Genomic DNA, 23,321 nt, shown 5'->3' on the forward strand with positions numbered 1-23,321 from the left:
CAACCCGGGTCACGGCAATTTGCGCGCCGGCTTCAACAACTCGTACGCCCCGAACACCAGCACCGCGATGCTGAGCAGGACCCCCACGAACCACGGCACTCCGAACCCCTGCTGGGTCAGCGGATCGCCCACGATCAGGACCGCGATCACCAGCACCGGCAAGACGATGATGGCCACCATGCCGGCCATGTAGAAGCGGTTGCTGTCGAGCCGCGTACCGCATCCGCGGCAGCGGGCCAGGGTGACGATGGCCGCCGCGGCCCCGATCAGGGATACCCAGGCCAGCCAGCGCAGCCAGCTGCGGTTCGGGCAGATCAGGTCGACCGCCTCGGACAGGATGCCGCCGTCCACGCCCGCGCGGTGGAAATGGGAGTGCAGGATCCTGTTGGCCGTGGTAGCGCCCTCGACCTCGTCGTTGGGGTTTGCGAAGGGCATCGGCCAGAACCCGATCCCGCCGAAGTTATCCTGGAAGTAGACGATGTCATCGTTGAGCTGTCCGGCGCGCACGCCGTCATATTCGACCACCGGAATCACATTGCGCAGCGTGCGGACCCGATCGCTGCTGAACAACGCATTTTCGATCCCCCCGCGCAGCAGCAGTTTCTGGCGGGAGGTCGGTTCCTGCATCAGCACCAGCACGCGCATGTCGTTTTCGCGAAGGCGCCTGATGGTCGCGGGATCCTGTTCGGTTGCGATGGGATTGGAGCGCTCGATCAGGGCATGCAGGTTGGCGGCGGAGAAAGCCCGGGGCTCGTCTGCATTGTCGGCCGCACCGAGCAAGTCTTGCTCCGTCACCATGATCGACAGACGACGCGAGGGCTTCATCGCCCCCAGGTCAAGGGCGAGCGCCGCCACGAAGTCGCCCAGGGCTTCCTGGGATCCCTGATCGGCAGGGAAACCGTGGAAGCGCAGCACGATGCCGTCGCCGATCGTCGGACCGCGCTCCCTGCCGAAGGTAGCCAGGGCAGTGCCGTGCCAGTCCGTTTCCGGGTTGCGCGTGCCGAGCCACTCGTCGATGCCACGGCGCAGCTTGTCCAGGAAGTCCGCCGTATTCCCCTTACCGGCCGGCGGCCAGTCGTTCTTGTAGATCACCCAGTCGACCTTGGTCATGTGGCGGTGCGCCGACTTCAGCAGCATCCAAGGCGGCGTGCCGATGCCGGCCGGCAGATGCAGTTTCCCCTTGTCGTCGATGGTCAATCCATACAGGCCGATGCGCGAGAGGACATCGAAATCGACTTCGCGGGTGGCCTTGGCGCTGGCGTCGGTCCAGAGCGGATAAAAACCGTAGGTCATGCCGTCGCGCGCGTCGTGGGCGCAACCGCAGCCAGGGATGGCGCGCGCGCCGGCCTGCCCCGCCAAGGGAGGGGCGATAGCCGGCTTGACCAGGTCGGCCGCCTTGTCGAGCCTGCGGTACAGGGCAAGGTGGCCATCGTTGATGAGCTGCTTCGCTTCTGCCATCTGCGCCGCGTTGCAGCGGGCCTGCTCGGCCCGCAGCGCCGTGACCCGCCCGAGCTTGTCCGGGCCGGCATCAACCAGCTTCCAGAGCGGCTCGATGTCGTCATCGGCCAGCCGCCCATCTTGCCGGTGGCGATTCGCGCTGCACATGCCCAGCGCCCATTCGAGCCGCGCGCGCAAGGCCTGCTCGAGCAGCGACTTGGACGGGTACGCGATCTTCGCGATACCCTGGTACAGCTGGGCGATCGGCGGATCCAGTTCCGCCGCCCCCGCGAGGTCCGCCGCGATGGTAGGTGGAATCCGGTAATGGGTGGTCTGGGCCAGCTGGTCGATCCGCCGCATGTAGCGGGCCAGCTCCGCCCTCTCGGGCCCCTCGCCCACCGCGGTTTCCAGGTCCAGGTGGAAGTCGTCGGCACTCGCGTAGTCGACGTCCGTCTTGAGCTTGAGCTTCTCGCGCAGTGCGAGGGATGCCCCCTTGAGCTGGGCCAGTTTCCGTTCCGGCAGCATGAAGCCATCGACCGCGGAGAAGCCGGCAATCCGGTCGAGGGTCACGGTGTCGGGGTTCAAACCTTTGAGCGCCCGGCGCACCGCCGCATCGAATTCTTCCTTGCCCACATAGTGATCGAGCAGCGTGCGCAGGCGCGCCACGATCAGGTCGACGTTCTTGGGCTTGCGCAATGCCTCCGGATCGTAGCGGTAGCTCGCTTCCAGCGGCGTCTCCAAATCAGCCTCGGCAGCTGGCGCCGCGAGGTCAAGGCTGGCGCGATAACGCGACAACTCCGCGGCCACATCGGCATCGACACTGCGCGCGCGCACCTTGAACGGGTGCTCTTCGCAGAACTTGGCGAGCCACTTGCTGGTAACTTCCCCGAATATGCCGTCCTGTAGCCGCTTGGCGCCCCCACCGGCTCCGCGCCTGAAGACTGGATCATGCGCGTAGATCCTGCCCAGGTCCTCCTGGATCTGCCTGACCCGGCCTTCATATTTCCCTCCCCCGCAGCCAGGCCCGGTGGCAACGACCATTGCCTCCGGTGCCGCGGGCGGCGATGCGCCGAGGGCGGCTGCCGCCAACAGGCAGGCGCCGAGCAAGGCCGGGATGCGAATCAGGTATGCGGTGGTCATCATGTCAGTGCGTACGCCCTTCTTTAATCAATTCTTTGGTAATGCCGCTCAACAGGTCGTGCTGGCAGACCGCGTTCCGGCCTGCGCGCGCCGCCTGCACGGCCGCGTAGCGCGCCGCGTTGGCAATCGCCCCGCCGGATAGTTCGTAGCGCTCGGCCAGCGCCTCGAAGCACACGTCGCTTCCCACCCGTGCGGGATCCTGGAACACGCGCCGCCAAAGGGTGGCGCGCTGGTCGGCGTCGGGCATGGCGAAATGGATGGCGCTCTGGAAGCGGCGGGCGAAGGCTTCGTCGATGTTGCCGCGCAGGTTGCTCGCCAGGATCACCACGCCCGGAAAATCCTCGACCCGCTGCAGCAGGTAGGAGATTTCCTGGTTGGCGTGGCGGTCGTTCGCGCTGCTGCCCTGGGTGCGCTTGCCGAACAGGGCGTCGGCCTCGTCGAAGAACAGGATCCAGTTCTTGTCCCGGGCCTGGTCGAACAGGTTGGCCAGGTTCTTCTCGGTCTCGCCGATGTATTTCGAGATCACCATCGACAGGTCGACGCGGTAGACGTCGGCATTGCCGGCCGCGCCCATCAGGGTGGCAGTGAGCGTCTTGCCGGTGCCGGGCGGCCCGTAGAACAGGCAGCGGTAGCCCGGCTTGACGGCCTTGTCCAGTCCCCACTCCTGCAGCAGCGTGCCGGCGCGGGACAGCCACAGGCCGATATGGTCGATTTCGCTGCGCACTTCGGGCGACACCACCAGGTCGCTCCAGCCCAGTTTGGTGGTGATGCGCTTGGCCGGGAACGCCGCGCCGTAGTCCGGCTGGTCGGAACAGCCCCTCAGGATGCGCTGCAGGCAGTCGGGAGCCACGCCCAGGCGCGCGCTGAACGCGGGCTCGCCTTCGCCGCCGTGCTCCAGGCGCAGCAGCCTGGCGCTTGCGAAGAAATGCGTGTCATCGAAGATCGCGCTCACCTGGATCCGGCGCGCCAGGTCGTCACCGGCCAGGATGAAGAGCGCCGTTTCGCAGGTAGGCAGGAAGCCTTCATGGGTCTTGCCCTTCCAGCCGCCGAATTCGGTGAAGCGCTTGGCCTGCACCTGGTTCTGCGTGAACATCAGGTCCAGGGCCTGGGGCCGCAGGTGCGGCATCAAGGCCAGCATCAGCACGATCCGCTCGTCGTCGTTCATGGCGTGCTCCTGCACCACGCCGGCGTACCAGGAGCCGTCGGCGTCCAGGCTAGGCGCCGGCGGCGGCGCGAAGGACGTAGCGGGCTGTCCGAAATAATGCGTGAAGCGCGCGTCCAGCAGCTGGGAAAACCAGGCAATTTCGCGTTCGAGCGCGCGCGCATTGTCCGCGCTGGCATGCATCGGGGTACGGAGCTGGTTCATCGGGTCCTTCCTTTCTCGGTCTTCATGATGCCGGGCGCCAGGTCACATGGACCGGCCGCGCCATCCAGTTGAATTTGACGATGGAATAGCCCCAGGGCAGGCGGTCGAGCAGCATGTCGAAGGCGCCGGGATGGACCCGTAACTGCCATGCATCCTCAAGCAGCTGCAGGTCGGCCTGGCGCGCCAGGAAGGTCTGGCGCATGGCGCCCACCGAACAGCTGCCGAAAGACTTGGCATGCGCCACCATGGCCTGGACCAGTCCTTCGACGCATTCCCGCTCCGCCTGGGTGACGTCGATGCCGGCGCACACCGGCGTCGCCGTGGGCAGACCGCACAGGATCTTGTTCAGCACCAGGTGGTATTCAGGCGTTTCCGACTCGCCGGTGACCATGTACTGCAGCAGGTGGACGGCGCGCTCGGCCGCCCCCTCGTCGACGAACCTGCCGTCCACCGTCAGATCGAGCGCTGCGAACAGGCGCGGCAGGTAGGGCGCAGCCAGCACCATGCCGGCGTTGCCCACCACCAGCAAGTCGACGGCGTCCGCAACTGCGGGCAAAGGCTCCGACGCGTGATGGCGACGGAGCGCGGCTGCACGTGGCGCCGCCAGGCGGGCCACCGGATGCGCGCCCGCGAAGCGCGCCGGCAGCGCAGCCATCGCTGCGGCATGCCGCCCGCCCTCCGGCGGGGGCAGCACGGCGCGCAGGAAAGCAGCCGGCTCCATCCCGCTCGCTCCTGCCTCTCCGCCGGCCAGCGTGGCCAGCGCATGCTGGCGGCAGCGGGCCGTCCAGCCGGTCCACGCGGCGCCATGGCCGACGGCATCCTGCAGGGCCCGCGTGGGCGTGAGCACATCGCGCAGGATCGATGGCGCCCCGGCGTCGAGCAGGCCGGCGAGGTCGATGAGAAACGCGGTCGGCAAAGCCTCTGCCAGGGCGCGCCGCAGCGCCGGCCTCCGTGCGTAATGGCGCAAGCCGGCGGCGAGCTGAGGGCCATGGGAATCGAGCAGCGCCTGCCAATGCACGCGGGCGGCGCCGGCGTCGGCTGCAGCCAGGGCGCTTGCCAGCATCTGCGCCGGAGTGTCGGACGCCGGGCCGGCGGCGAGCAGCGCGTCGAGGTCGAGCGGCGCGCCTGTGGCGAGCGCTTCCAGCACGCCACCCAGGAAACGGCGCGGCTCGGCCGCTTCGTCCAGTCCGGCGTCGATCGCGTCCAGCAAGGCTGCGCGCCGCTGTGCCGGGATGGCGGGATTGGCGGCGATCCGCGCCTCGATCGACGAGCGCAGCTGGGCAGGGCTGTCCGCGCCGCCCGCCACGACGGCTTCGAGCGCATGGCAGGCCCCGTGCAGGCGACGCGCCATGTCTGCGCGCTCGCGCAGGACAAGCCCGTGGCCGGAAGGGAAGGCCGTGGGCGCCGGCGTCAGGTCCACGCTTCCATCAAACAAGGGGCGGAATGCACCGAGCAGGCCGGCGAGGCGTAGCAGCGCGCGGCTGGCCTCGCGCTCGTCCGGATGCGCGCGCCATGGCAGCTGTGTTTGCGTACAAGCAGCCCCAGTGCAATGCGCATACGCGATGCCCGATGGTGAAGCGGCCGGGCCGTGCAGTTCCAGTGCGATGGCGGCGTACACCCTTCCCGGCCAGGCCTGCACCGGCGGGCGGGCTGCGCAGGCGGCGAGCACGTGGCGCCTGCGCGTCGTGGCCTCGCGCGGTGTTTCGCCTGCCGGCGCCGCGGCCAGGCGCTGCAACAGGCGTTCGAGTGCGGGGGCGTAGCCCGGCGCGGCCTGCGCGCCCAGGGCGGCGAGCTGGCGTCGCGGGAACTGCGTCAGCAGCCTGGCTGCGCTGGCTGGATGTGCCAGTGCGTGTGCGACGCTGCGGAACAAGTCCGCATCCGCGTGCTCGAGCAGATGATCGAGCAGCGTTTCGTGTGCTTGCGACCCTTCTTCGACGGCAGCGGCATGCGGCAGATGGCCGTTTTCCAGGAACTGCTGCAACATCGCCAGGCGCGTGCCATGGGAAGACGTTTCCTGTCCATCGTTCGGGGCGTGACGAACCGGCGGCTCCACTGCCGTTTGCAGCGCAGGGCCGGGCGCCGCGCTTGACGCGGGCGCAAGCGCCGGGCGGCCAGGGACGCCGGCCGGCTCTTGCACTTCCTGACGCAGCCCTTGCCGGTGGCGCTTGTCGGTGCCGGCTGCAAAAGGTGAGGCCTTCTCCAGCGCTGCCCGGATCGCCGCCACCGCTGCATCGATGCCGGCGGCGGACAGCGGCCGGGCGCAGCATGCGGCCAAGACCTGGCGCCACAATGCCGCCATGCTCTCCTGGCTTACAGCGTGCCCGGCTTGCACCAGCAATGCCTCGAACTGCGCAGCCTGGGCCGGCGCGGTGCGCCGCAGCAAATCCACCAGCGCAGGCTCGGGGAACTGCTCGACCAATCGGACGGCACTGGACGGGTCGGCCAATGCCGCGGACAACACGGGCCACAAAGACTCGGAGCGGCTCGCCAGCAATCGGGTGAGCAGCGTCTTGTACGCGTGCCTGCTTGCCGGGCCGCCGGCACCAGGAGGCAGCTCGCCGCTCACCAGATACTGCGCGATGGCGGCAATGTCCGGCTCGGCCCGTGGCTGGACGTGCGGTGCTGCATGGGCTGCCCGGATATGGGCGCACGCCGCTTCCGCCCAGGCAAGATCGACAACGCCACCGCAGGCGGCAAGCACCTGCGCCCGGATCGCGGGCGCCACGTTCCCGGTTCGATCTGCCGCCCACTGCCCTGCTTCGTCCAGCAGGGATTCGAAAGGCGCCGCGCACGCCCCCGCCAGGCGCCGTACGGCCGCGCGCAGCAGGGCTTCCGGGAACGATTCGACGAACCGCCATGCCGCCGGCGGCGAGGCAAGCATGCGTGCCAGGCGGGCGCACATGCCGGCGCTCTCGTCCCGCAGCACGCGACCGAGCACCGCTTCGTGGGCGGGGCGGCCACTGCCGGCGGACGCGGGCGGCGGCACGCCGGCGTCGAGCCAGAGCGCCAGCGCCTCCAGGTCCGGTAGCGAAGGCGCATGCGCCGCGCCGTCGGCAAGCCCGAGCTCTGCACGAATGCGTGCGCATGCTGCCGGGATGTCGATCGCGCCCGGCCCGGTGCAGGCGCCAAGCACCTGCAGCCAGGCCTGTTCCGGCACAGCTGCCTCGAACGAGCCCTGCTGCTGCCTTGCCTGTGATAGCACCGCTTCGAAATGGATGGCATCGGTGCCTGCCAGGCGGCGCAGCAGCGCCAGCAGCTGGTGCTCCGGAAATTGCGCCAACAGCCGTCGCGCGCGGTGCGCCTCGACCAGTGCCCCTGCCACCACCGCCCGTAGCGCATTGCTGCCGCCCGCGAGCAAGCGCTGGAATACCGCGTGGTGCGCAGGCTGTTGCGCGTCCTTCGATGCAGGCGCAAGCACGCCCGTGTCGAGGAAATGCGCCAGCAGCTCGGCGTCCGCGCGCACCCCGGATGTGGGGGCGGGTTTGACCAGCGCGGCGCGGATGCCTGCACATGCCGCCTCCGCACCGGTGCCAGCTTGCTCGATGCACGCCGCAAGTACCCGCAACCACACCTGCGCGATGGCGTCGGTCCGGTGCACGAGGCTGCCCGCCGGGGCGACTTGCGCCAGCAGGGCTTCGAAGTGGCGGGCGTGCGCGCCGGCCAGGCTGCGCACAAGCGCCATCAGCTGATGCTCGGGGAACTGTTCGATCAGCCGGCGCGCCCCGAGCGGATCGCGCAACGCGCGCGCCAGCACGGGGCGAGCCGCTTCGGCGCCGGCCCTCATCACGCGCGCGAGCACGGCCTGGTGCGCCGGCAGGTCCCCTTCGGCGCGCGCCCCCTGAAGCGCCCCGGTATCGAGAAAATGCGCCAGCACGGCAATATCGATGTTCACGTCAACTCGCGCCGGCGCCGGCTCGGCGCGGATACGGGCGCAGCTTGCCTGCGCATCCGCCATGTCTGCGCCGCTGCATGCGGCCAGCACCTGTATCCACGCAGCCTGTTTCACATCCGCGCCGGGCCAAGCCTGTTTCAACTGAACCAGCATGGCTTCGAAGGTGGGCGCCGCGGGGCCGGCCAGCAGGCGCAGAACGGCCAGCAGCTGGCGCTCCGGGAATTGGGTGGCCAGGCGGCGTGCGCCGCACGGGTTTTCCAGTGCCTGCACCAGCATCGCAGGCAGGGCCGGGCCGCCGCGCGCCAGCAGGCGCGCCAGCAGCGCTTCATGCAGGCGCCCCTGCCCGGCATCGGCGTGCCTGGGCATGGTGCCGGTCTCGATAAAGCATGCCAGCTGCGACAATTCCGCGTCCTGGCGGCTGACGATGCGCGCCGCGCCCTCGCTGGCGGCGGCGCCTGCGGGCACCTGCGGCCCGCCCGCCTGGCGCGCCTCGGCGAGCGCCCGCTGCAGGGCGTCGTCGAGCGCGGCGCGCAGGCGCGTGGCGGCGGTGTCTTCATAGTCGCCCTGCACGATCGCCCCCAGGTCGATTTCCAGCGAAGGCAATACCAGCACCGCGTCGCCGCTGTCGAGAGCATCGAACACGTCCTCGACCACCGGCAGCAGGGTCGAACTCAAGAGACGGCGCAAGTACGCTTCCTCCTGCATGGCCATGCTGGCCCCGTCGACCGCAATGTCGAACACCAGTTCCTCGATCAGGTGGCGGTTCATCGCCCCCGCCCCTGCTTGCCCAGGAAGGCGCCCAGGGCTCTGGCGGCGCGGTTGTACGCTTGCTGCAGCGCCGGGTCGGCACGGCCGTTGTGCAGGGCGCGCAGCGCGCCGCTCCAGTCTTGCCTTAGGGTGTCGAAGCTTGCCATGCGCCTTGGCGACAGCCACAGGAAGACCGGGTGCACGTGGGCCGGGCAATGCTGGCGCACGGTGTCCTGCACAAAGCGGCGGAAGTCGCCGTCGACGCAGCGCGCCGTCCAGTTGGGAAGCACGACACTCATGCGTGAGTCATAGAAATCCGCTTCGAGCGGCACCGCCCCGCTCGGCCAGAGCAGGACGTGCTCGACGATGCGCAAGCGTTCGCATGCTTCGTTGGCGCGCGCCAGCGCGGCGGCGCAGGCATGCGCGCCCCGGATCGCCGCTGGCCGGTCAGGATAACGGCCAACCAGGCTCCAGGCTTCGCCGCTGCCGCAATACAGCCCGACCTCATGTTCGCCCGGTTCGATCGCGTAGTTGTCCAGCACTACGCCGGCCCGGAAGAAGGCCGGCGTGAATGCGTCCGGCGGCGGCGCCAGGCCCGCGTCCAGGCTGTGCAAGGGCGCTTGCGCAGCGACGCCTTCCCATTCGGGCGCGCGTGGGCGCGCCTGCGCCCCCACCATCTCGTGCGCGGCGCCGCTCCACGGCATGCCGGAACGGGCCGGCGCCTGGCCGGCATCGAGTCCCAGCAGGATGGCCACGCGCTGCTCGAGCACCGATATGCCATCCTCGCCGTCGCCCCCGGCATGGACGTTGGCCGCTGCGCCGCGGCGCGCGCTCAGTGCGACGAGGCTGCGCACCAGTTGCGCCTTGGCGCCCAGCAGCCAGCGTTCGGTATCGTGCGCGTGGTACTGGTCGAAGCGGCGCAGCCTGTCCTGCGGGAAGGCGTCGCCATGCATGGCCAGCAGGTAGTCGAGCACGCGGCCCTTGCGGCCGTACCAATCGTCCTGGTCCTGCAGAGCGCCGGGTCCGGTGTGTTCCTGCTCGAACAGCAGCTCCTCGATGCCGGGAATCTGGCGGTTCGACAGCGTTTGCTCGAAATAGCTGGCGCCGCCCTCGTCGCGCGCCGAGAACAGGGTCGGGAGCTGCTGCAGGTTTTCCAGGAAGTTCGCCATCAGCTGCTCGAACGGGAACAGGTAGCCTTTCAATTGGCGGGCCTGGGCCATGCGCTCGGGTCCCGCCGAGTGCGGCACGCCGTACTCGCCGATGCCGTACACCGCCGGAAAATCGTGCTGCACCGAATAGTAGTCGGCCAGCGGGCGGTGACGGCCCGCCGGCAAGGGAAAGGCGGGGCCGTCGTCCGGCGCCGAACGAAACGCATTGCGGTGGAAGCTCAGTTTCTTGAGCGCGTGCCTGGCATCTTCATGGAAGGACTGGTTGCGCATCCGCGCCGATGCGGCGCCCGCGCCATGGCCCGCGCCGTGTTCGGCATGCAGCCGCAGGAAGCCGCACGCTTCGTTCTCGGGGAAAGGCAGGCAGGGGTAGCGCCCGTCCCGGGTGTCGCAGCTGATTTTTTCCAGGCTGGGCCCGTCGATGCCGCGAAACGCCAGCCTGCGCACCCGGGCGACGCCCTCGATGCGGCCGATCACGCCAACCAGTTCGCTGATCGTGACGATGCATTCCTGGGGCGGGTCGGCGCCGATCGTGACAAAGCCGTTCGCGGTCGGCGGTCCCGCGTAGACGACCTCGGGCGGCATGCCCTGTGCCACCACGTCGCGCAGCCGGTGCACCGTCATGCCGGCCGATATGTGCTGGCGGCAGTCGAACAGGATCTGGGCCAGGATGTCGGCCGGCGCCCGCTCGCCGCGCAATTCGATATCGCCCTCCAGGTACCAGGGGCTCGGTTCGAGGACGGTGACCTCGCGCAGGTCTTCGCAGAGGTTGCGGTGCCTGGCGTAGTGGTTCCTGACCCGCCGCGCCGCGTCGGCGCGTCCATTCGGCGTCTGGAACTCGGCCGCAAGAGCGACATCGATCGCCAGCTGCCCATTGCCGAGCGGGCGCACCCAGATCTCGCTCACCGAAGAAATCGCGTCGTACAGCAAGCGGCGGTAGTCGTTGACGGTGAGCGCCTGGCCGTGGAACGCCTCCCGGGGTGCGTACAGGGCCAGCGCCTCGTAGTCGATCCTGCCATCGGGACCGGTGAGGTAGTCGGCGACCTCGAACTCGGTACGGTAGGCAAGGTCGGTCAGCCCGTACACCAGCTGCTCGAGCACCGTGACGCCCGGATCGTGCAGGTTGTAGTCGGTCCATACGGCGCTGCACAGGCCCTGCAGGGCGTCGATGCCTTCGGCCTTGAGGGCGGCGAAGTCCAGGCCGATGGGGCTGGTGGACACTGGCGGGAAATCGTGTTCGGCCATAAGGGGCTACCTTGCCGCTCAGCGCTTGTCCACGGCCGGATTGCACCTGGCCATGAAGGGATCGTCCCACAGCTCGGTGATGTGGTAGCGGATCACCACACCGGCGCCGTAATGGCAGTGGACCTTGATTTGCAGGTCGAAGCCGTGGCCGCCCGCCTGCTCGAGCCAGCGCAGTTCGAGGCGATGGCGGCGCGCGCCGTAATGGGTGCGGTGGTAGCTGATGTCGCCCTTGCCGTCGAATACCTTCAGCGCGAAAGCGTGCATCAGCGCGTACTTGCCGCTGCCCTCCCTGCCGGTGCCGGCCACCACTTCCAGGGCGATGCAGCCGTCGAGTCCCGCCCGGATCGTGTGCCAGTCGCCATCGGCCAGGACCGGCGCGCCTTCCACGCCGCGCCGGGCGCTCGACGCCACCGTGCCGCGCACGTCGAGCTCGTAGTCCGGCTTGCGGTTATTGACGCCGACGCGTGCCGGGGCGTCCTGTACCTCGCTTGCTGCCGCACCGGGCGCGGCATCGTCGGCGGCGGGCGCCATCAGCGTCAGCACGGCATTTTCCCTGACCGCGGCGGCGGGCAGGTGATCGGCGCCGTAGGGGGACGCCACCTCGAACGCCATCGTGCGTCCGCTCTCGTCCAGCCCCATTGTCCAGGCCTGGTCCGCACCCTGCCGGGAAAAGCTGAGCAGGCGGCGCTCCTTGCCCTGCGTCTGGGTCAGGCACAGGCCGCGCGTGGGACTGTGTTCGATGCCGTCGTCGTTGATGTTCATGGTCGAGTCGATCAGCACGTCGAAATCGCTCATGGACGGCCTGCTGCCTTCGGCAAACCGCGCCTTGAGCTCGGTCCGGGGTCTATTTTTCATCGCGTCTGGCTCCAATAATGAATGTGCTGCCGATCTCCAACTGCCCGATGCCGGCCGGTGTCGCGCTCGCCAGGGCGCCGGCATGCTGGATCGTGATGTGGTGGCGCCTGCTGGGCACGGCGATACTCCAGGGATAGGCCGGCTCGATCACCGGCTCGCCGGTCGATCCTGGCGCGGCCGTGTCCTTCAGCGAAAACAGGTCGAGGTCGCGTCCGCTCACGCTGAGCATCGAGAAACCGCTGACCGACAGCACGCCGTCCTGGGCCAGGATGAAGGACTCGATGTCGTGGCGCCGGATGCTCCAGCCGAAATGGCTGGTATTGCCGAACCGGCTCCAGGGCGAAATGAAGTCCGAGATCAGGGAATCGAGCTCGTTGACATACCAGCCCGGGTCGGCGCCGACACGCACCACCACCGTGCAGCGCACCTGGATGTGCTGGTAGACCGGATTGACCACTTCGAGCGTGACCGCAGGCGACATGCGCGCCTTGAGGAACTCGCTGACCTTTCCCACCAGGTAGCCGTTCAGGCGCGGGAAATCGCTCAGGTGGCCATCGGAACGGCAGGCAGGCAGGCCGACGACCAGTACATGCCCAGGGCAGCAATCGCCCTTGGGCCGGCGCGCGACCGACAGGTTCGCAAAGCACTTGACCCGGTCGATCTCGGGGAACTGCTGGAGCACCAGCCGTTCGTAGTCTTCCGGCGTGATGGCCTGGCCTTTGTGGCGCAGGCGTTCCGCGGTACGCCGGCGCAGCTCGTGGCGGCTCTCGGCCAGGCGCCCGCCATACGAAGGACTCACCTGGGTCACCCGCCCCAGCCCGGGGATCACCTGGCGCGCGCGGGTGATGGTTCCGGCCGGGATCGAGGCCGGCGCCAGCGGCGCCTCGACCGCGTCGAGGTCGCGCACCACCTGCGCAGCGTGGGTGCTGACCCCATACAGCGAGCAAAATTGGTCGAGGTCGACGTCGCACGAGACCCGCAGCCAGTACAGCCCCGGCGCCAGGTCGGTGTTGTCGCTGCTGATGTCGGGCGGCAGCGTGAGGGTCACGATGCCCGCGCGCAGGAAGGAGTGGGTCGAATCGGCGCGCACGGCATGCGGCGCGAACGCGCGCCAGACATTGCCGGCCAGGTAGGACCAGCGCAGCACGCGGCTGGCCAGTTCGACCATCGGCAGCGCGTCTTCGCGCAGGTGGAAAAACAGGGTCAGCGGCGCGCGCAGGTCGCTGGCCGACAGGCCGATATACAGGTTGCCGCTGTCGTCGATGCGCGGCAGCAGCAGGTCGCCTCCCTCGCCGCCGGCGCGCGCGGCATCCCAGCCCAGCGGCGACAGGCGCAGGAAAGCCTCGCCCGCCGCGCCGGGCGCCGCGGTGATGCTGGCCTTGGCCCGGTAATTGAGCCAGATGGCGTCGAGCTGGGGCGTATAGGGCGGCTCGGGCAGGTCGCGCAGCCGCCCGCGGTTGCGCGGCTGGCCGTTATGCCCAAGGGCGTCGGCCAGGACGAAGGGGTAGTCGCGGTGGCCGAACAGGAAGTCGGGGCCGGCCAGCGTGATCTTGACGAAGCCGCCACGCGTGCCGGGCGTGTAGACGAAGGGCGCCAGATCGTCCACGCGCTTGACGCGCCGCCCCTGCGGCAGCAGGCGGTCGAAGCGCACCCGGCGCGCCGCCAGCGGCTCGCCGCTTGGCCCGGGGGCGGCGGCGAACAGGGTCACCATGGGCCGTTCGCTCTCCTTGAGCGGCACCCAGGCGCCGTCGGACAGCACGCTGAGGTTGGCGCGCACGTCGCGAAACGGGTTGCCCCGGCTTGCATCGGCGTAGCCCGCGTATTAGGTGCCCAGGCCGTGCACGGTGCGCGGCAGGCCGCCCCACTCCATCACCAGCTCGAAGCCGGTCAGGTCCTTGCACGCGGTTTCGGCGCTGCCCGCGATCAGGTAGGCGCCGGCCGCAGGCAGGGGGCCGAAAGGCTGGAAGGGCGACGCCGCCGACAGCAGTCCGATCTGGTTCTGCAGCGCCAGTGCCCGGTGTCCGCTCACCTCGACGGCGATGTCGGCGCGCACCAGCGGCAGGCCGCGCAGCAGCCCATAGGGATAAACGTAAGCCAGCGCATTGAGTTCGACGCGCAGCACCGGCACGTCGCAAGGATACTGTTCGCCATGCAGGGATGGTGCGTAGGGAACCACCGCCGGGGCCTCGGCGCCGAGGTGGAAGCTCAGCGCCAGGGTATCGGTGGCGCCGCCCTCGCCCGGCACGTAGCGCGCGCTGTATTCGGGAATCGCGATCCAGCCGGCGCTACCGCTGATGCCGATCCTGAACATGCGGTTGAGGATCCGGTAGGTGATCTCGTCCTCGATCGACTTGCCGGCCTGCGCGCCGGGGCCGTCGCCATCGGCACGCTTGATGCCCGCCACGACCTCGGCGCGCACCTTGGCCATCCGCTCGCGCAGCCGGCCGTCGGGGCAGCTGGCGTCGCGGCCAAGGTGCAGGACGACCTCGACCTTGCGCTCGCCATGGCGCATCAGCAGCACGTTGCTGGCCAGCGCAAAGCCGAGCCGCGCCGCCTTGCCCGGCGGCGCCGTGGTCGCATTGCGTGGCGCGCCGAACAGCGGCGCGGCCACGCAGTCCGCCTCCCTGCGCGGCGCGTCCTGGCCGCCCACGGCGATCGGGTTGATCCGGCAGGCGGTCGGGTAGCGCCGCTCCAGGCCATTGACCCGCTCGTACAAGCCCGATTCCGGGCTGCTCAGGCGGTTGCGCTCGAAGTACACCGTATGCAGCGCCACCACCCGGGCGTCGGTCACGACCATGTCGTGCCCGGTCTCGTATTCGAGTTCCGGGGCGCTGCGGTCATACGGCGCCAGGAAGCGGGTGCCGGCCGGGATCGGGATCGCGATCCCGGCCGGCGCGGCCTCGAACACCAGGAAGGTGGCGTCGCGCTCGGCGCCGTGCGGCCGCACCCGCAGCACCTGGTCATAGTAGAAATCGAGGTGGCGTTCGGTGAAGCGGTTGAGCTTTTCCTGTGCGCGCCGGTACAGCTGGGCGAAGGCAATGAGCATGCCCACGCCGGGATCGTGCCGCCCGCTTTGCAGCGCTTCCGGGAGGTGCCCGCTGGCCGCCCGCTGCGCCATGTCGAGGGCTTTCATTACCTGGTGGAAGGCGATGCGCAGCAGCGGCCCATCTCCCGCGGCGCCGGCGCCGTCCACGGCATCGAGGTCGGGCTTGAGCTGGCGCAGCAGGGTGTCCAGCACCGACCCCAGGTCGGCGCCCTGCACGCCGCCATGGCGCAGCAGGACGTCGGACCAGCGGCGCAGCCGGCCGACCCAGTGGCCCAGCATCTGCGCGGCCGGGGCACCGGCCGCGCCCGAACCGTGCCGGGCCAGTGCTGCTTCGAAGCGGGCCGCGGCGGCCGGCACGCGGGTGGCCAGGATCTCGGCCATCACCATGACTTCGTCGTGTCTGAAATACCCTTCCCAGCTGGCGTTGGCCGCCCGCCCTTCGAAGCCGACCCGGCGCGCGCCGTCGAGCGCGATGACCAGCAACTGCGACAGGCTCAATTCGTCGACGTCGATGTAATGCGGCGCCAGGGCCGCCGGCATGCGCTGGGCCTGGGCCGTGCCGCCACGCCCGCTCATCGCGCGCCCTCGGCCGGAACCTGCTGCCCATCGGCGAGATAGAAGGGAAACACCATGTTCGCCGCCGTATTGGTGGCGCGGACGCGGTAGGCCAGCTCGATCTTGAGCAGCGCCTCGTCGAGCGCGTCGGTGTGCACCGCGACCAGCTCGAGCTCGACCCGGTGCTCGAACTGCGCCACCGCGCGCACGACCAGGTCGCGGATGCGCGTCTTGAGGCTTTCGTCGACGCTCTCGAATACCAGTTCGCGCAGGCCGCAGCCGAAGGTCGGATGCATCACCCGCTCGCCCGGACTGGTCGACAGGATGATCAGCAGGCTCTCGCGGATGTCCTGTTCGGCGCTGGCCATGCCCAGCCGGCCGTCGTGCCGGAACCGGGGGGGAAAGGCCCAGCCGCTGCCGAGGAAGGAATTGCCGGCGTCCGCGCTCATGCCGTCAGCCGCCGATCATGACGGTGGGGCAGCCCAGCGCAATGCTGCCGCCGTGGGCGCAGGTGTCGCCCACGCGCGCCGCCGGCTTGCCGCCGATCATGACCGTAGCCGAGCCCTTGACGATGGTGTCGGGCGGCCCGACGCAGGTGCAGGCGTCGCCCACCACCGCGGCCACCATCTTGCCCACCATGACGGTGGGCACGCCAGGGCCGATGACCGGACCGCCCACGTGCGGGATCGGCGGCAAGGCGGGAGTGACCATGGGGCAGACGTGCAGGTCGGTGATGCGGGCGCCTGGTGGCATAGACAAGTCCTGTGCTTCCTAGTTGATCATGACCATGGCGCCCTTGACGGTCGTCTGGCCGGTGGCCGACAGTTCCGCGCTGGTGGCGCCCTTGGCCGTAAAGCCCATGCTGGCCTGGCTGCTGATGTTCAGGGCCGTGCCCTTGAGATCGGCCTTGCTGGTGATCTCGACGTTGCCGACCGCATCGATGCTCAGCTTGCCCTTGGCCGAGAGCACGATGTCCTTGGGACTGTCGAGCGTGATCCCGCCGGGGGCCAGGGTCAGCTTGTTCCCGGTCTCGTCCAGCAGCGTGATGGTTTTCGCGTCGTCGCTCAATTCGACCTTGTTGCCGGCCGGGGTGAGCACCGTCACGACCTTCTTTTCCTCGTCGAACTCGATCTTGAGCTTGCTGCGGGTGACGATCGCCTTCAGGTTGTTCCCGGCCGCGAGCTGGTAGGGCGGCGCGCGCTTGCTGCTGTACAGGCTCCCCAGCACCAGCGGGTGCGACGGGTCGTTGTTGAGGAAACCGAGGATCACTTCGTCGCCGATTTCCGGGATGAAGAAGCTGCCCACGCCGCTGGAGCCGTAGCAGCTGGCCAGGCGCGCCCATACGCCGTCGGTCTCGGCCTGCATGACGGGCACCGCGACCTGGATCATGAACTGCTTGTTGGGATCTTCGTCGAGCTTCTTGACCACCCCGATCTGCAGGCCGGACACACCGGCCGTGAGGCCGCCGGCCATCGGTGCGGCCAGGTTGTGGCGCTCCGACAGGCTGTCGGGTGCCAGTCCGAATTCGGCCTCGGTGATCCAGTCGCCACCGGACAGCGTATGCGTCACGGCGCTGAGCCAGGTATCGCCTTCGAAGCGTTTTCCCACGCCGGCCAGCTTGGCCAGGGTGCCGGGCTTGGCCAGCGCACTGCCCTGGAAGCGCATGCGCCCGCGTACCCGCGCCAGGCCGGCGCGCATCTGGCGCGCCGACGACCAGGCCTTCAGGCCCTGGGCGCCGAGCGGCACCGCCGACTGTATCCGGTAACTGGCCAGGTCCAGCACCTTGGCCAGCGCCGCGCCGTCCAGGTTGCCCTGGGCGTTGAGCGCCTTCGGCCGCTCGGCATGGGTGACGATTTCCTGCGTGGCCGGATCCCAGGCCACGCTGTCGACCACGCCCAGCTGGGTACGCGCGTCGAGGTCGGCGTCGAAGGCGATCAGGTCGACCCCGAAGGTCAGCAGCAAGGGCGCTGCGCCGCCCGTCGCTGGCGGCGCAACCGTCACCTTGCCTGCCTCGACCACCACCACCAGTCCGTTGGCCTCGGCGCGCGCCAGCATGAAGTCCCAGTCGCTTACCTCGTACTGCACCAGCTCCTTGTGGGTCACCTCGGTGCTCTCGACGCTGGCACGCAAGCCGCTGTAGGCCGCGATCAGCTTGGGCAGGATCTCGCCGTCGCTGGCGTCGACGTAATTGGCCGACCTGCGCCCGAGCGTCATCGCCAGCGCCTTGTCGCGGCATTCGATCACCAGGCTCGGGCTACCTGCGCTGCTGCGCATGCCCAGCGACACCACCACACCCTCGAAGATCGTGGCTTCGCGGCTGCCGTAGCCGGCCGCGATGCGGATCTCCTGGCCTGGCTTGAACAGGTCGGAATCCGACAGCGGCAGGCGCCCCCGCACTTCGTCGTCTTCGGCCACGACGATGCGCGCGCCGGGCACCTTGTTCACCGCATGGGTCACCTCCAGGTGCAGTACCGCGATGGCCGGGTCGATCGCGCGTCCGCCGCTGTAGATGCTGACGCGGGTATCGCCGTCGCTGTCGAGGATGGGAGAGACGGCCATGGTCAGCCCCGTTTCGGCAAGGTCAGGACTTCGCCCGGATGCAGGCGGCGGATCGTGGTCAAGCCGTTGAACAGGGCAACGGCCTGGAACAGCGCGGGGTCGTTGTAAGCCTTGAAGCACAGCAGCGGCAGGCTGTCGCCGCCGACCAGGCGGATCTGGCGCGTCTGCGGCGCGCCGGATCCCTTGGCCAGCTTGGCGCTGCTCTTTTCGTAGGCCTTGAAAGCCAGCTTGACGCGCGCGCGCAGGGGCGTGCCGGATGAACTGAACAGCGTGTAGTCCACCTTCATCGAGCTCAAGCGGCCCTGGAAGGACATCGTGCCCCACAATATCTCGACCACGGCATGACGCACATTCCCGTCGCCCGCCGGGTCGTGCAGCACGCTCCTGAGCAGCGCGAGCTGGCGGTCGACGTCGCCCGTGCCGGCGGGTGCGTCGACGATGCCGGTGCCGTCCAGCACGAGTTCGTCCAATTCCAGGGTATCGCCTTCGACGTCCTTGATGCGGCGCTCGGGCACGGTGCCGTCCTGCAGCGGCGGCTCGTCGGTGTAGGCCATGTTGTACGTGCGGCTGTACTTGGCGGGATTGAGCATCGCCTTGAATACCGGGCTGGACGCGACCGTGTTGGATTGGGTATTAAACTGGCGAATGCTCAGCCTTTGCTTGGCGCCGGACATCAGCGTTCCTTGCGCTCGTCGAGCACTTCGGCGATCAGGCGGCGGCACTCGGCGCGCCAATCGCGCGGAACCTGTGCCTGTGGCGCGGCTTCGCGCGCGGGCTCGCCGTCGGCGGCGCGCTGCACTACCTGCGACTTGATCAGCATCTGGCGGATTTCGATGGACATGGCGCTAAATGATCCTGGTTGAATACGAATAGCTGAGCACGATTTTTTCGATTGCCACTTCGTTCTTGGTCGAATTGAAGGCGTCGAACTCCCACTTGATCGGGAAGGCGTCGGCAAACTGCCAGGCCCGGATCGGCACCTTGTCGACGTTCATCAGGTACACGGCCAGCGGCAGCGTTCGGATGCGCGCCAGCCCTTCCCCATCCATGGTGGCCCGGCACCACTGCACCAAGGGCGAATCGACCGAGTCGATGCCGCGCTTGAGTTCCAGAGGCGGGTGCTTGACGCCGGTCGGCAGGCGATGCACGTAGCGGTTCTCGCCGCCTTCGCGGAACTCCTCGAAGGCCAGCTCCGACCCCAGGCCCGACACCTCCTGGAACGAGGAATCGCCGCGCAACTCCGAGGCCGCAAACGCGACCTTGAAGTAGAAGGCGGGCGCCGGGTACACGTCGCCGAACTGCTCGGCCAGGTGTGCGGCGGCCGTCTTCTTGACCGGTTCCATCATCAGGCGTTGGCCACGGTCAGGCCTTCGTGGGCGATTTCGATGGTCTCGATCGCCACCTCGTTGCCCTCGGCCTTCAGGTCGGTGCCGCTGACCTTGGTCGGCCAGGCATTCGACAGCGTCCAGACCATGGTCGGCTTGCCCTCTTCGTCGAGCAGGCTGATCGTGATGGGCAGGCGCTTGACCGTGTTCATCTTGATCTGGCTGATCCAGTCCCAGAACTTGTTGTCGCCCTTGAAGATGCCCTTTTTCATGGTGACGTTGCCGAACTTGGTCATGCCCGGCATCTTGATCACCGAGAACAGCGGGCTGTCGCCACTGCGGTACTTGATTTCCTCGGACTGGATATCGAGTCCGCTCACTTCCTGGAACGACATGACCTGCGCATCCCATTTCACCTGGAAGTGAAACTTCGGCAAAGGCCACAAGGCCGCTGATTGTTTTGCTCCGTCTTCCGCCATCACATCCTCCTTCGGTTATCGTTACTTGATGGTGTCGCCGCCGCGCCGCCGATGGCAGCGCCGGCCGCGCTGCGTCAGGATTTCTGCATCTGCTGCTGGAAGGTGAGCTCGATGAACTCGGCCGGGCGCGACAGCGCCAGCAGAATGCTGACGTTCATCCGGCCTTCGAGGATGTCTTCGCTCGTCATGGTGCTGCCCAGGCCCACCTGTACCGAGAAGGCATCGGCCGCGCTGGCGCCGGCCAGGCCGCCGCGTTTCCAGATGCCGGTCAGGAAGTTGTCCGCCATGCCCTTGACCGTGACCCAGGTATTGGCGGTGTTCGGCTCGAACACATAGGCCGCCATCGCCAGGCGCAGCGATTCCTCGATCATGATCATGGTGCGGCGCACGTTGACGTAGCGCCAGTCCAGGCTGTTGCCGTCGAGGGTGCGGGCACCCCATACCAGCACGCCGGCGCCGATGAAGGAGCGGATCGCGTTGATCGACTTGCCGCCGGTGGTGACGTTCAGGTCTTCCTGCTCTTCGTGGCTGATGTTCACGCTCGGCGCGACCACCGAGTTCAGGCTGACGTTGGCCGGCGCCTTCCAGACGCCGCGTGCGTTGTCGACGCTGGTGTACAGGCCGGCGATGGCTGCACTCGGCGGCAGGCGGTTGAGCTTGAACGCCATCGTGCGCAGCATGGTGTTGTACAAGGGGCTGGACTTGGACAGCAGCTGGTGCACCTGCAGGCGCGCCTTGTCGACCATTCCCTTCGCGTCGGCCAGCTGCTCCGCGCTCAGGGCCTTGGCCCTGGCATCGTCGGTGCTCGCCTCGCCCAGCCTGGTCCTGGCATCGTCGTAGCTGATGTAGGGGGCCTTGTCCGCTGCTGCCTGGGCGGCATCGAATTCCTTGGGGTCGAGCAGCACGTGCCTGCCACCGACCTCCTTGGCCACATACCATTTGTCGTCCATCAGGGCCAGGGCCTGCTTCTTTTCCTCGTAGTTCTTCTTCGGGATCGGATCGGCCGGCACCTCGCCCAGGCGCAGGTCGGCGCGCAGCAGGTCGAGCAGCAGCGAGCGGGTGTCGTCGTGGATGTTCCTGTAGCTGAGTTCGTTTTCCTTGACGATCGTCGTTTCCAGCCACGGATAATAGGCGGCGGCGAATTTCAGGCTGTTGGTGCCGAGATGGTCGCGGAACTCGTCGATCGGGTCGGGCATCGAACGCTCGAGATAGCCGTTATAGACGTCGAGGATGGCAAACCGGTTCTTCATCTCGACGCCGCAATGCTGGAGCACGGCTTGCTGCACCGAGATGCAGTCGGCCTCGCTGCCGAGCATCACCGCCTCCGGCACGACCACCAGCGCGGGCTCCATTTCTTTCTTGAGATGTTCGACGCCGAGCACGAGCTTGCCGCCATCGAGCGGCTGCGCGTAGTCGCCGACCGACACGATATAGCAGGGGCCGCCGCCATTCTGGAAGAACAGCTGCATGCTGGCATACAGGCAGTACTGGGCTGTCGCCCGTTCGATCGCATACTCCTTGCGCGGGGGCGAAGCGCCGGGCGCCGGGACCGCGAAGTCGGCATGCAGGGCGTCGACCGCCGGCTGGTCGCCGGAGGCCGGCGTCGCTTCCGCGCGCTTGAGTGCAAAGCGGGTTTCCGGCTCGTCGCCGAAATACTCGACGAATTCGGTCATGGAGCTGATGCGCCAGGGCTTGTTGCGCAGCGTGTTGCCCCGGTTATCCGCCTTTTCGGTATGGCCGACAAAGGCGGGAACGGCAGTGGCAACTTCGACCACCGAATTGGGGAAGGCATTTTTTTCGACGATGTAGACGCCGGGGGTTTTGTAAGCCACGTTCTCAGCTCCGATGGATTAATGGTTGATGAATATTTCCGAGACCAGAATTTCGTTCCCGTCCCTGCTTTCACGGAAACGCTTGCCCATGCTGGCATTGGGCATTCTTTTGATCAGTACCTTGTCCCCGGCCGGCGACAGGGCGCGCAACTGGAAACGCGAGGGCGACACTTCCCGCATCGGGATCGCGCGCCTGGACAGGAACACATGGGCGCGCCGGTCGTCGGCAATGTTGACGTCGGCGTAATGGTCGAATTCCACCTCGCCCGCCAGGTCGACGACGCCGGCCTGTACCTCGTTGGCTCCGAACAGGCAGTATTTCCAGTGGATGGAGGCGGCGTCGAAGCGGACATGGAAATGGCGCTGCGCGGGATTTTCCGTATCGAGCAAGCCGGTCGAGACCCCGACCTGGACCACCATGGCCGGCGCCGGCGCCAGGATGCGCTTGCCGAGGATGGCTTCGAGGCTGGCATCGTCGCGCCCGACGAAAGCCGATTCCGGCACGAACGGGCCGGCGTGCAGGCGCTGGCAGCCGGCAGCATCGGCCACCGCGTGGGCGGTATCGAGGAACAGCACGGTGTTTCTTGGCCAGGCGGGCACGGTGTACTCGAAGAAATGCGGGTCGGTAAAGAACACCTGGAAGGCCATCCGCAGCGGCTCGCCGGTCTCGGCAATATGCAGGCGCAGGCGCCCGACTGCCTGTGCGTCGCCAAAGGCGGCCACCCCGTCGCCCTGGGCGCGCAAGAGCACGCCTGCCCTGCGCAGCATCTCGAAGCAGGAGGGAACCGGCACGATGCGCAAGGCGCGCAGGGCGCCGTCGGCAAAGAATGCGTGGCCGAACGACAGGCGAAACAGCAATCCGTACGATGAGGGCATGTCAATTCCCTTTCGCATAGACCACGACCTTCGGTTCCGAAACGGTATGCCGGCGGCCGGTGACGCTATCGGAATCGATGCTGACCATCCGTACGCGGTATAACACCGAGGGAATATACTTGCCGCCAAACATGCCCCAGATATTATTCAGCTCGCGCCGATCCAGATTCTCCATATCGAATACCAGTTTTTCGATGCCCGCATCCATTGCCGGGCTCGAATTGCGGTCGAATACCGGACGCTGCTGGAAGAAAGCGATCACGCGCGACAGGTATTTGAGGGAATCTGGATAACTTGATCCAGTAAAGTTGGCCGCTACCATCAGGTACAGATTGAGGAAGGTCGGCGCGGTGCGTGCCAATGCGTGACTGTCGCCGCTGCGGGCCGGATTGGTATCGCGCTCGACGCCAGCCAGGAACATCGCAACCATGTTATTGGTCAGCTTCTCGGCAGCTTCCGCGCCCGCCGGATTGGCCACGATCGCCATGTCCTTGCGGTCGATTGCCAAGGGCCGGAGATACTCGTTCAATTCGAATGCAATATGGGTTATTGCCAGGTCAATCATTGCAGCCGCCGCTTTAAATCGACACCGTTCCCATTAAAGGAAAAAGGGTCTTTATTAATCGTTTCTATTTTCGTTACCACCTGCTTCGGGAACGTAATATGAAACTTTTAGACGGAAGCGTCAACATATTATTCGAACTATTTTTTTACATGTAAAATGACGTGTAAAATTACTGTTTTACATAATCGGATGAATAATAAATACGTCGCATTAATCGACGTTTTTATTTAGAATAG

At 67.6% G+C, this 23,321-nt stretch carries 17 protein-coding genes; all 17 read right to left on the reverse strand.

Features of this window, described 5'->3' with window-relative positions:
• Positions 1-9 precede the first annotated feature (9 nt).
• Positions 10-2,580, reverse strand: coding sequence for a hypothetical protein (locus AC3XQU_RS04460; RefSeq protein WP_489872937.1), 2,571 nt, complete (start codon positions 2,578-2,580; stop codon positions 10-12).
• Position 2,581: 1 nt separating this feature from the next.
• Complete coding sequence (locus AC3XQU_RS04465) at positions 2,582-3,943, reverse strand: ATP-binding protein (RefSeq protein ID WP_489872938.1); 1,362 nt, start codon at positions 3,941-3,943, stop codon at positions 2,582-2,584.
• A 22-nt stretch (positions 3,944-3,965) separates the two neighbouring features.
• A complete protein-coding gene (locus AC3XQU_RS04470) occupies positions 3,966-8,603 on the reverse strand; it encodes a contractile injection system tape measure protein (protein ID WP_489872939.1) in 4,638 nt (1,545 codons plus the stop codon).
• Entirely contained in the window at positions 8,600-10,993 is a 2,394-nt protein-coding gene (locus AC3XQU_RS04475; protein WP_489872940.1) for a hypothetical protein, read from the reverse strand. The genes AC3XQU_RS04470 and AC3XQU_RS04475 overlap by 4 nt, the downstream gene beginning before the upstream one ends.
• An 18-nt stretch (positions 10,994-11,011) precedes the next feature.
• A complete protein-coding gene (locus AC3XQU_RS04480) occupies positions 11,012-11,848 on the reverse strand; it encodes a hypothetical protein (protein ID WP_489872941.1) in 837 nt (278 codons plus the stop codon).
• Positions 11,838-13,625: a hypothetical protein gene (locus AC3XQU_RS04485; RefSeq protein WP_489872942.1), complete on the reverse strand. Its 1,788-nt coding sequence runs from the start codon at positions 13,623-13,625 to the stop codon at positions 11,838-11,840. Before AC3XQU_RS04485 ends, AC3XQU_RS04480 begins: the two co-directional genes overlap by 11 nt.
• Positions 13,626-13,670: 45 nt before the next feature.
• On the reverse strand, positions 13,671-15,470 hold the full coding sequence (locus AC3XQU_RS04490; RefSeq protein ID WP_489872943.1) for a hypothetical protein: 1,800 nt from the start codon (positions 15,468-15,470) through the stop codon (positions 13,671-13,673).
• The gene (locus AC3XQU_RS04495; protein WP_489872944.1) at positions 15,467-15,898 is read right to left on the reverse strand and encodes a GPW/gp25 family protein; all 432 of its coding nucleotides are present in this window, start codon (positions 15,896-15,898) and stop codon (positions 15,467-15,469) included. Before AC3XQU_RS04495 ends, AC3XQU_RS04490 begins: the two co-directional genes overlap by 4 nt.
• A 4-nt stretch (positions 15,899-15,902) precedes the next feature.
• The gene (locus tag AC3XQU_RS04500) at positions 15,903-16,202 is read right to left on the reverse strand and encodes a PAAR domain-containing protein (protein WP_489873201.1); all 300 of its coding nucleotides are present in this window, start codon (positions 16,200-16,202) and stop codon (positions 15,903-15,905) included.
• A gap of 18 nt (positions 16,203-16,220) precedes the next feature.
• Positions 16,221-18,008: a type VI secretion system tip protein VgrG gene (gene vgrG, locus AC3XQU_RS04505; protein WP_489872945.1), complete on the reverse strand. Its 1,788-nt coding sequence runs from the start codon at positions 18,006-18,008 to the stop codon at positions 16,221-16,223.
• A gap of 2 nt (positions 18,009-18,010) precedes the next feature.
• Positions 18,011-18,682, reverse strand: a complete 672-nt coding sequence (locus tag AC3XQU_RS04510; RefSeq protein WP_489872946.1) for a CIS tube protein — start codon at positions 18,680-18,682, stop codon at positions 18,011-18,013.
• Positions 18,682-18,849, reverse strand: a complete 168-nt coding sequence (locus AC3XQU_RS04515; protein ID WP_489872947.1) for a DUF5908 family protein — start codon at positions 18,847-18,849, stop codon at positions 18,682-18,684. The genes AC3XQU_RS04510 and AC3XQU_RS04515 overlap by 1 nt, the downstream gene beginning before the upstream one ends.
• 4 nt (positions 18,850-18,853) lie before the next feature.
• A complete protein-coding gene (locus AC3XQU_RS04520) occupies positions 18,854-19,354 on the reverse strand; it encodes a phage tail protein (RefSeq protein ID WP_489872948.1) in 501 nt (166 codons plus the stop codon).
• Positions 19,354-19,812 (reverse strand): phage tail protein, encoded by a 459-nt coding sequence (locus tag AC3XQU_RS04525; RefSeq protein WP_489872949.1) that lies wholly within the window; start codon positions 19,810-19,812, stop codon positions 19,354-19,356. Before AC3XQU_RS04525 ends, AC3XQU_RS04520 begins: the two co-directional genes overlap by 1 nt.
• A gap of 74 nt (positions 19,813-19,886) precedes the next feature.
• Positions 19,887-21,644, reverse strand: a complete 1,758-nt coding sequence (locus AC3XQU_RS04530) for a phage tail sheath family protein (RefSeq protein WP_489872950.1) — start codon at positions 21,642-21,644, stop codon at positions 19,887-19,889.
• An 18-nt stretch (positions 21,645-21,662) separates the two neighbouring features.
• The gene (locus AC3XQU_RS04535; protein WP_489872951.1) at positions 21,663-22,520 is read right to left on the reverse strand and encodes a hypothetical protein; all 858 of its coding nucleotides are present in this window, start codon (positions 22,518-22,520) and stop codon (positions 21,663-21,665) included.
• Position 22,521: 1 nt separating this feature from the next.
• On the reverse strand, positions 22,522-23,085 hold the full coding sequence (locus AC3XQU_RS04540) for a Pvc16 family protein (RefSeq protein WP_489872952.1): 564 nt from the start codon (positions 23,083-23,085) through the stop codon (positions 22,522-22,524).
• Positions 23,086-23,321: the final 236 nt, after the last annotated feature.

This window comes from Telluria sp. AZSoR62 (assembly GCF_058111565.1).

Bases quoted from the DNA above. Each gene is read 5' to 3' on its own strand.
- AC3XQU_RS04460 (WP_489872937.1), bottom strand. From the start codon at position 2,580: ATGATGACCACCGCATACCTGATTCGCATCCCGGCCTTGCTCGGCGCC.
- AC3XQU_RS04535 (WP_489872951.1), bottom strand. From the start codon at position 22,520: ATGCCCTCATCGTACGGATTGCTGTTTCGCCTGTCGTTCGGCCACGCA.
- AC3XQU_RS04475 (WP_489872940.1), bottom strand. From the start codon at position 10,993: ATGGCCGAACACGATTTCCCGCCAGTGTCCACCAGCCCCATCGGCCTG.
- AC3XQU_RS04510 (WP_489872946.1), bottom strand. From the start codon at position 18,682: ATGTCCGGCGCCAAGCAAAGGCTGAGCATTCGCCAGTTTAATACCCAA.
- AC3XQU_RS04490 (WP_489872943.1), bottom strand. From the start codon at position 15,470: ATGAGCGGGCGTGGCGGCACGGCCCAGGCCCAGCGCATGCCGGCGGCC.
- AC3XQU_RS04520 (WP_489872948.1), bottom strand. From the start codon at position 19,354: ATGATGGAACCGGTCAAGAAGACGGCCGCCGCACACCTGGCCGAGCAG.
- AC3XQU_RS04470 (WP_489872939.1), bottom strand. From the start codon at position 8,603: ATGAACCGCCACCTGATCGAGGAACTGGTGTTCGACATTGCGGTCGAC.
- AC3XQU_RS04515 (WP_489872947.1), bottom strand. From the start codon at position 18,849: ATGTCCATCGAAATCCGCCAGATGCTGATCAAGTCGCAGGTAGTGCAG.
- AC3XQU_RS04500 (WP_489873201.1), bottom strand. From the start codon at position 16,202: ATGCCACCAGGCGCCCGCATCACCGACCTGCACGTCTGCCCCATGGTC.
- AC3XQU_RS04495 (WP_489872944.1), bottom strand. From the start codon at position 15,898: ATGAGCGCGGACGCCGGCAATTCCTTCCTCGGCAGCGGCTGGGCCTTT.
- AC3XQU_RS04540 (WP_489872952.1), bottom strand. From the start codon at position 23,085: ATGATTGACCTGGCAATAACCCATATTGCATTCGAATTGAACGAGTAT.
- AC3XQU_RS04480 (WP_489872941.1), bottom strand. From the start codon at position 11,848: ATGAAAAATAGACCCCGGACCGAGCTCAAGGCGCGGTTTGCCGAAGGC.
- vgrG (WP_489872945.1), bottom strand. From the start codon at position 18,008: ATGGCCGTCTCTCCCATCCTCGACAGCGACGGCGATACCCGCGTCAGC.
- AC3XQU_RS04525 (WP_489872949.1), bottom strand. From the start codon at position 19,812: ATGGCGGAAGACGGAGCAAAACAATCAGCGGCCTTGTGGCCTTTGCCG.
- AC3XQU_RS04465 (WP_489872938.1), bottom strand. From the start codon at position 3,943: ATGAACCAGCTCCGTACCCCGATGCATGCCAGCGCGGACAATGCGCGC.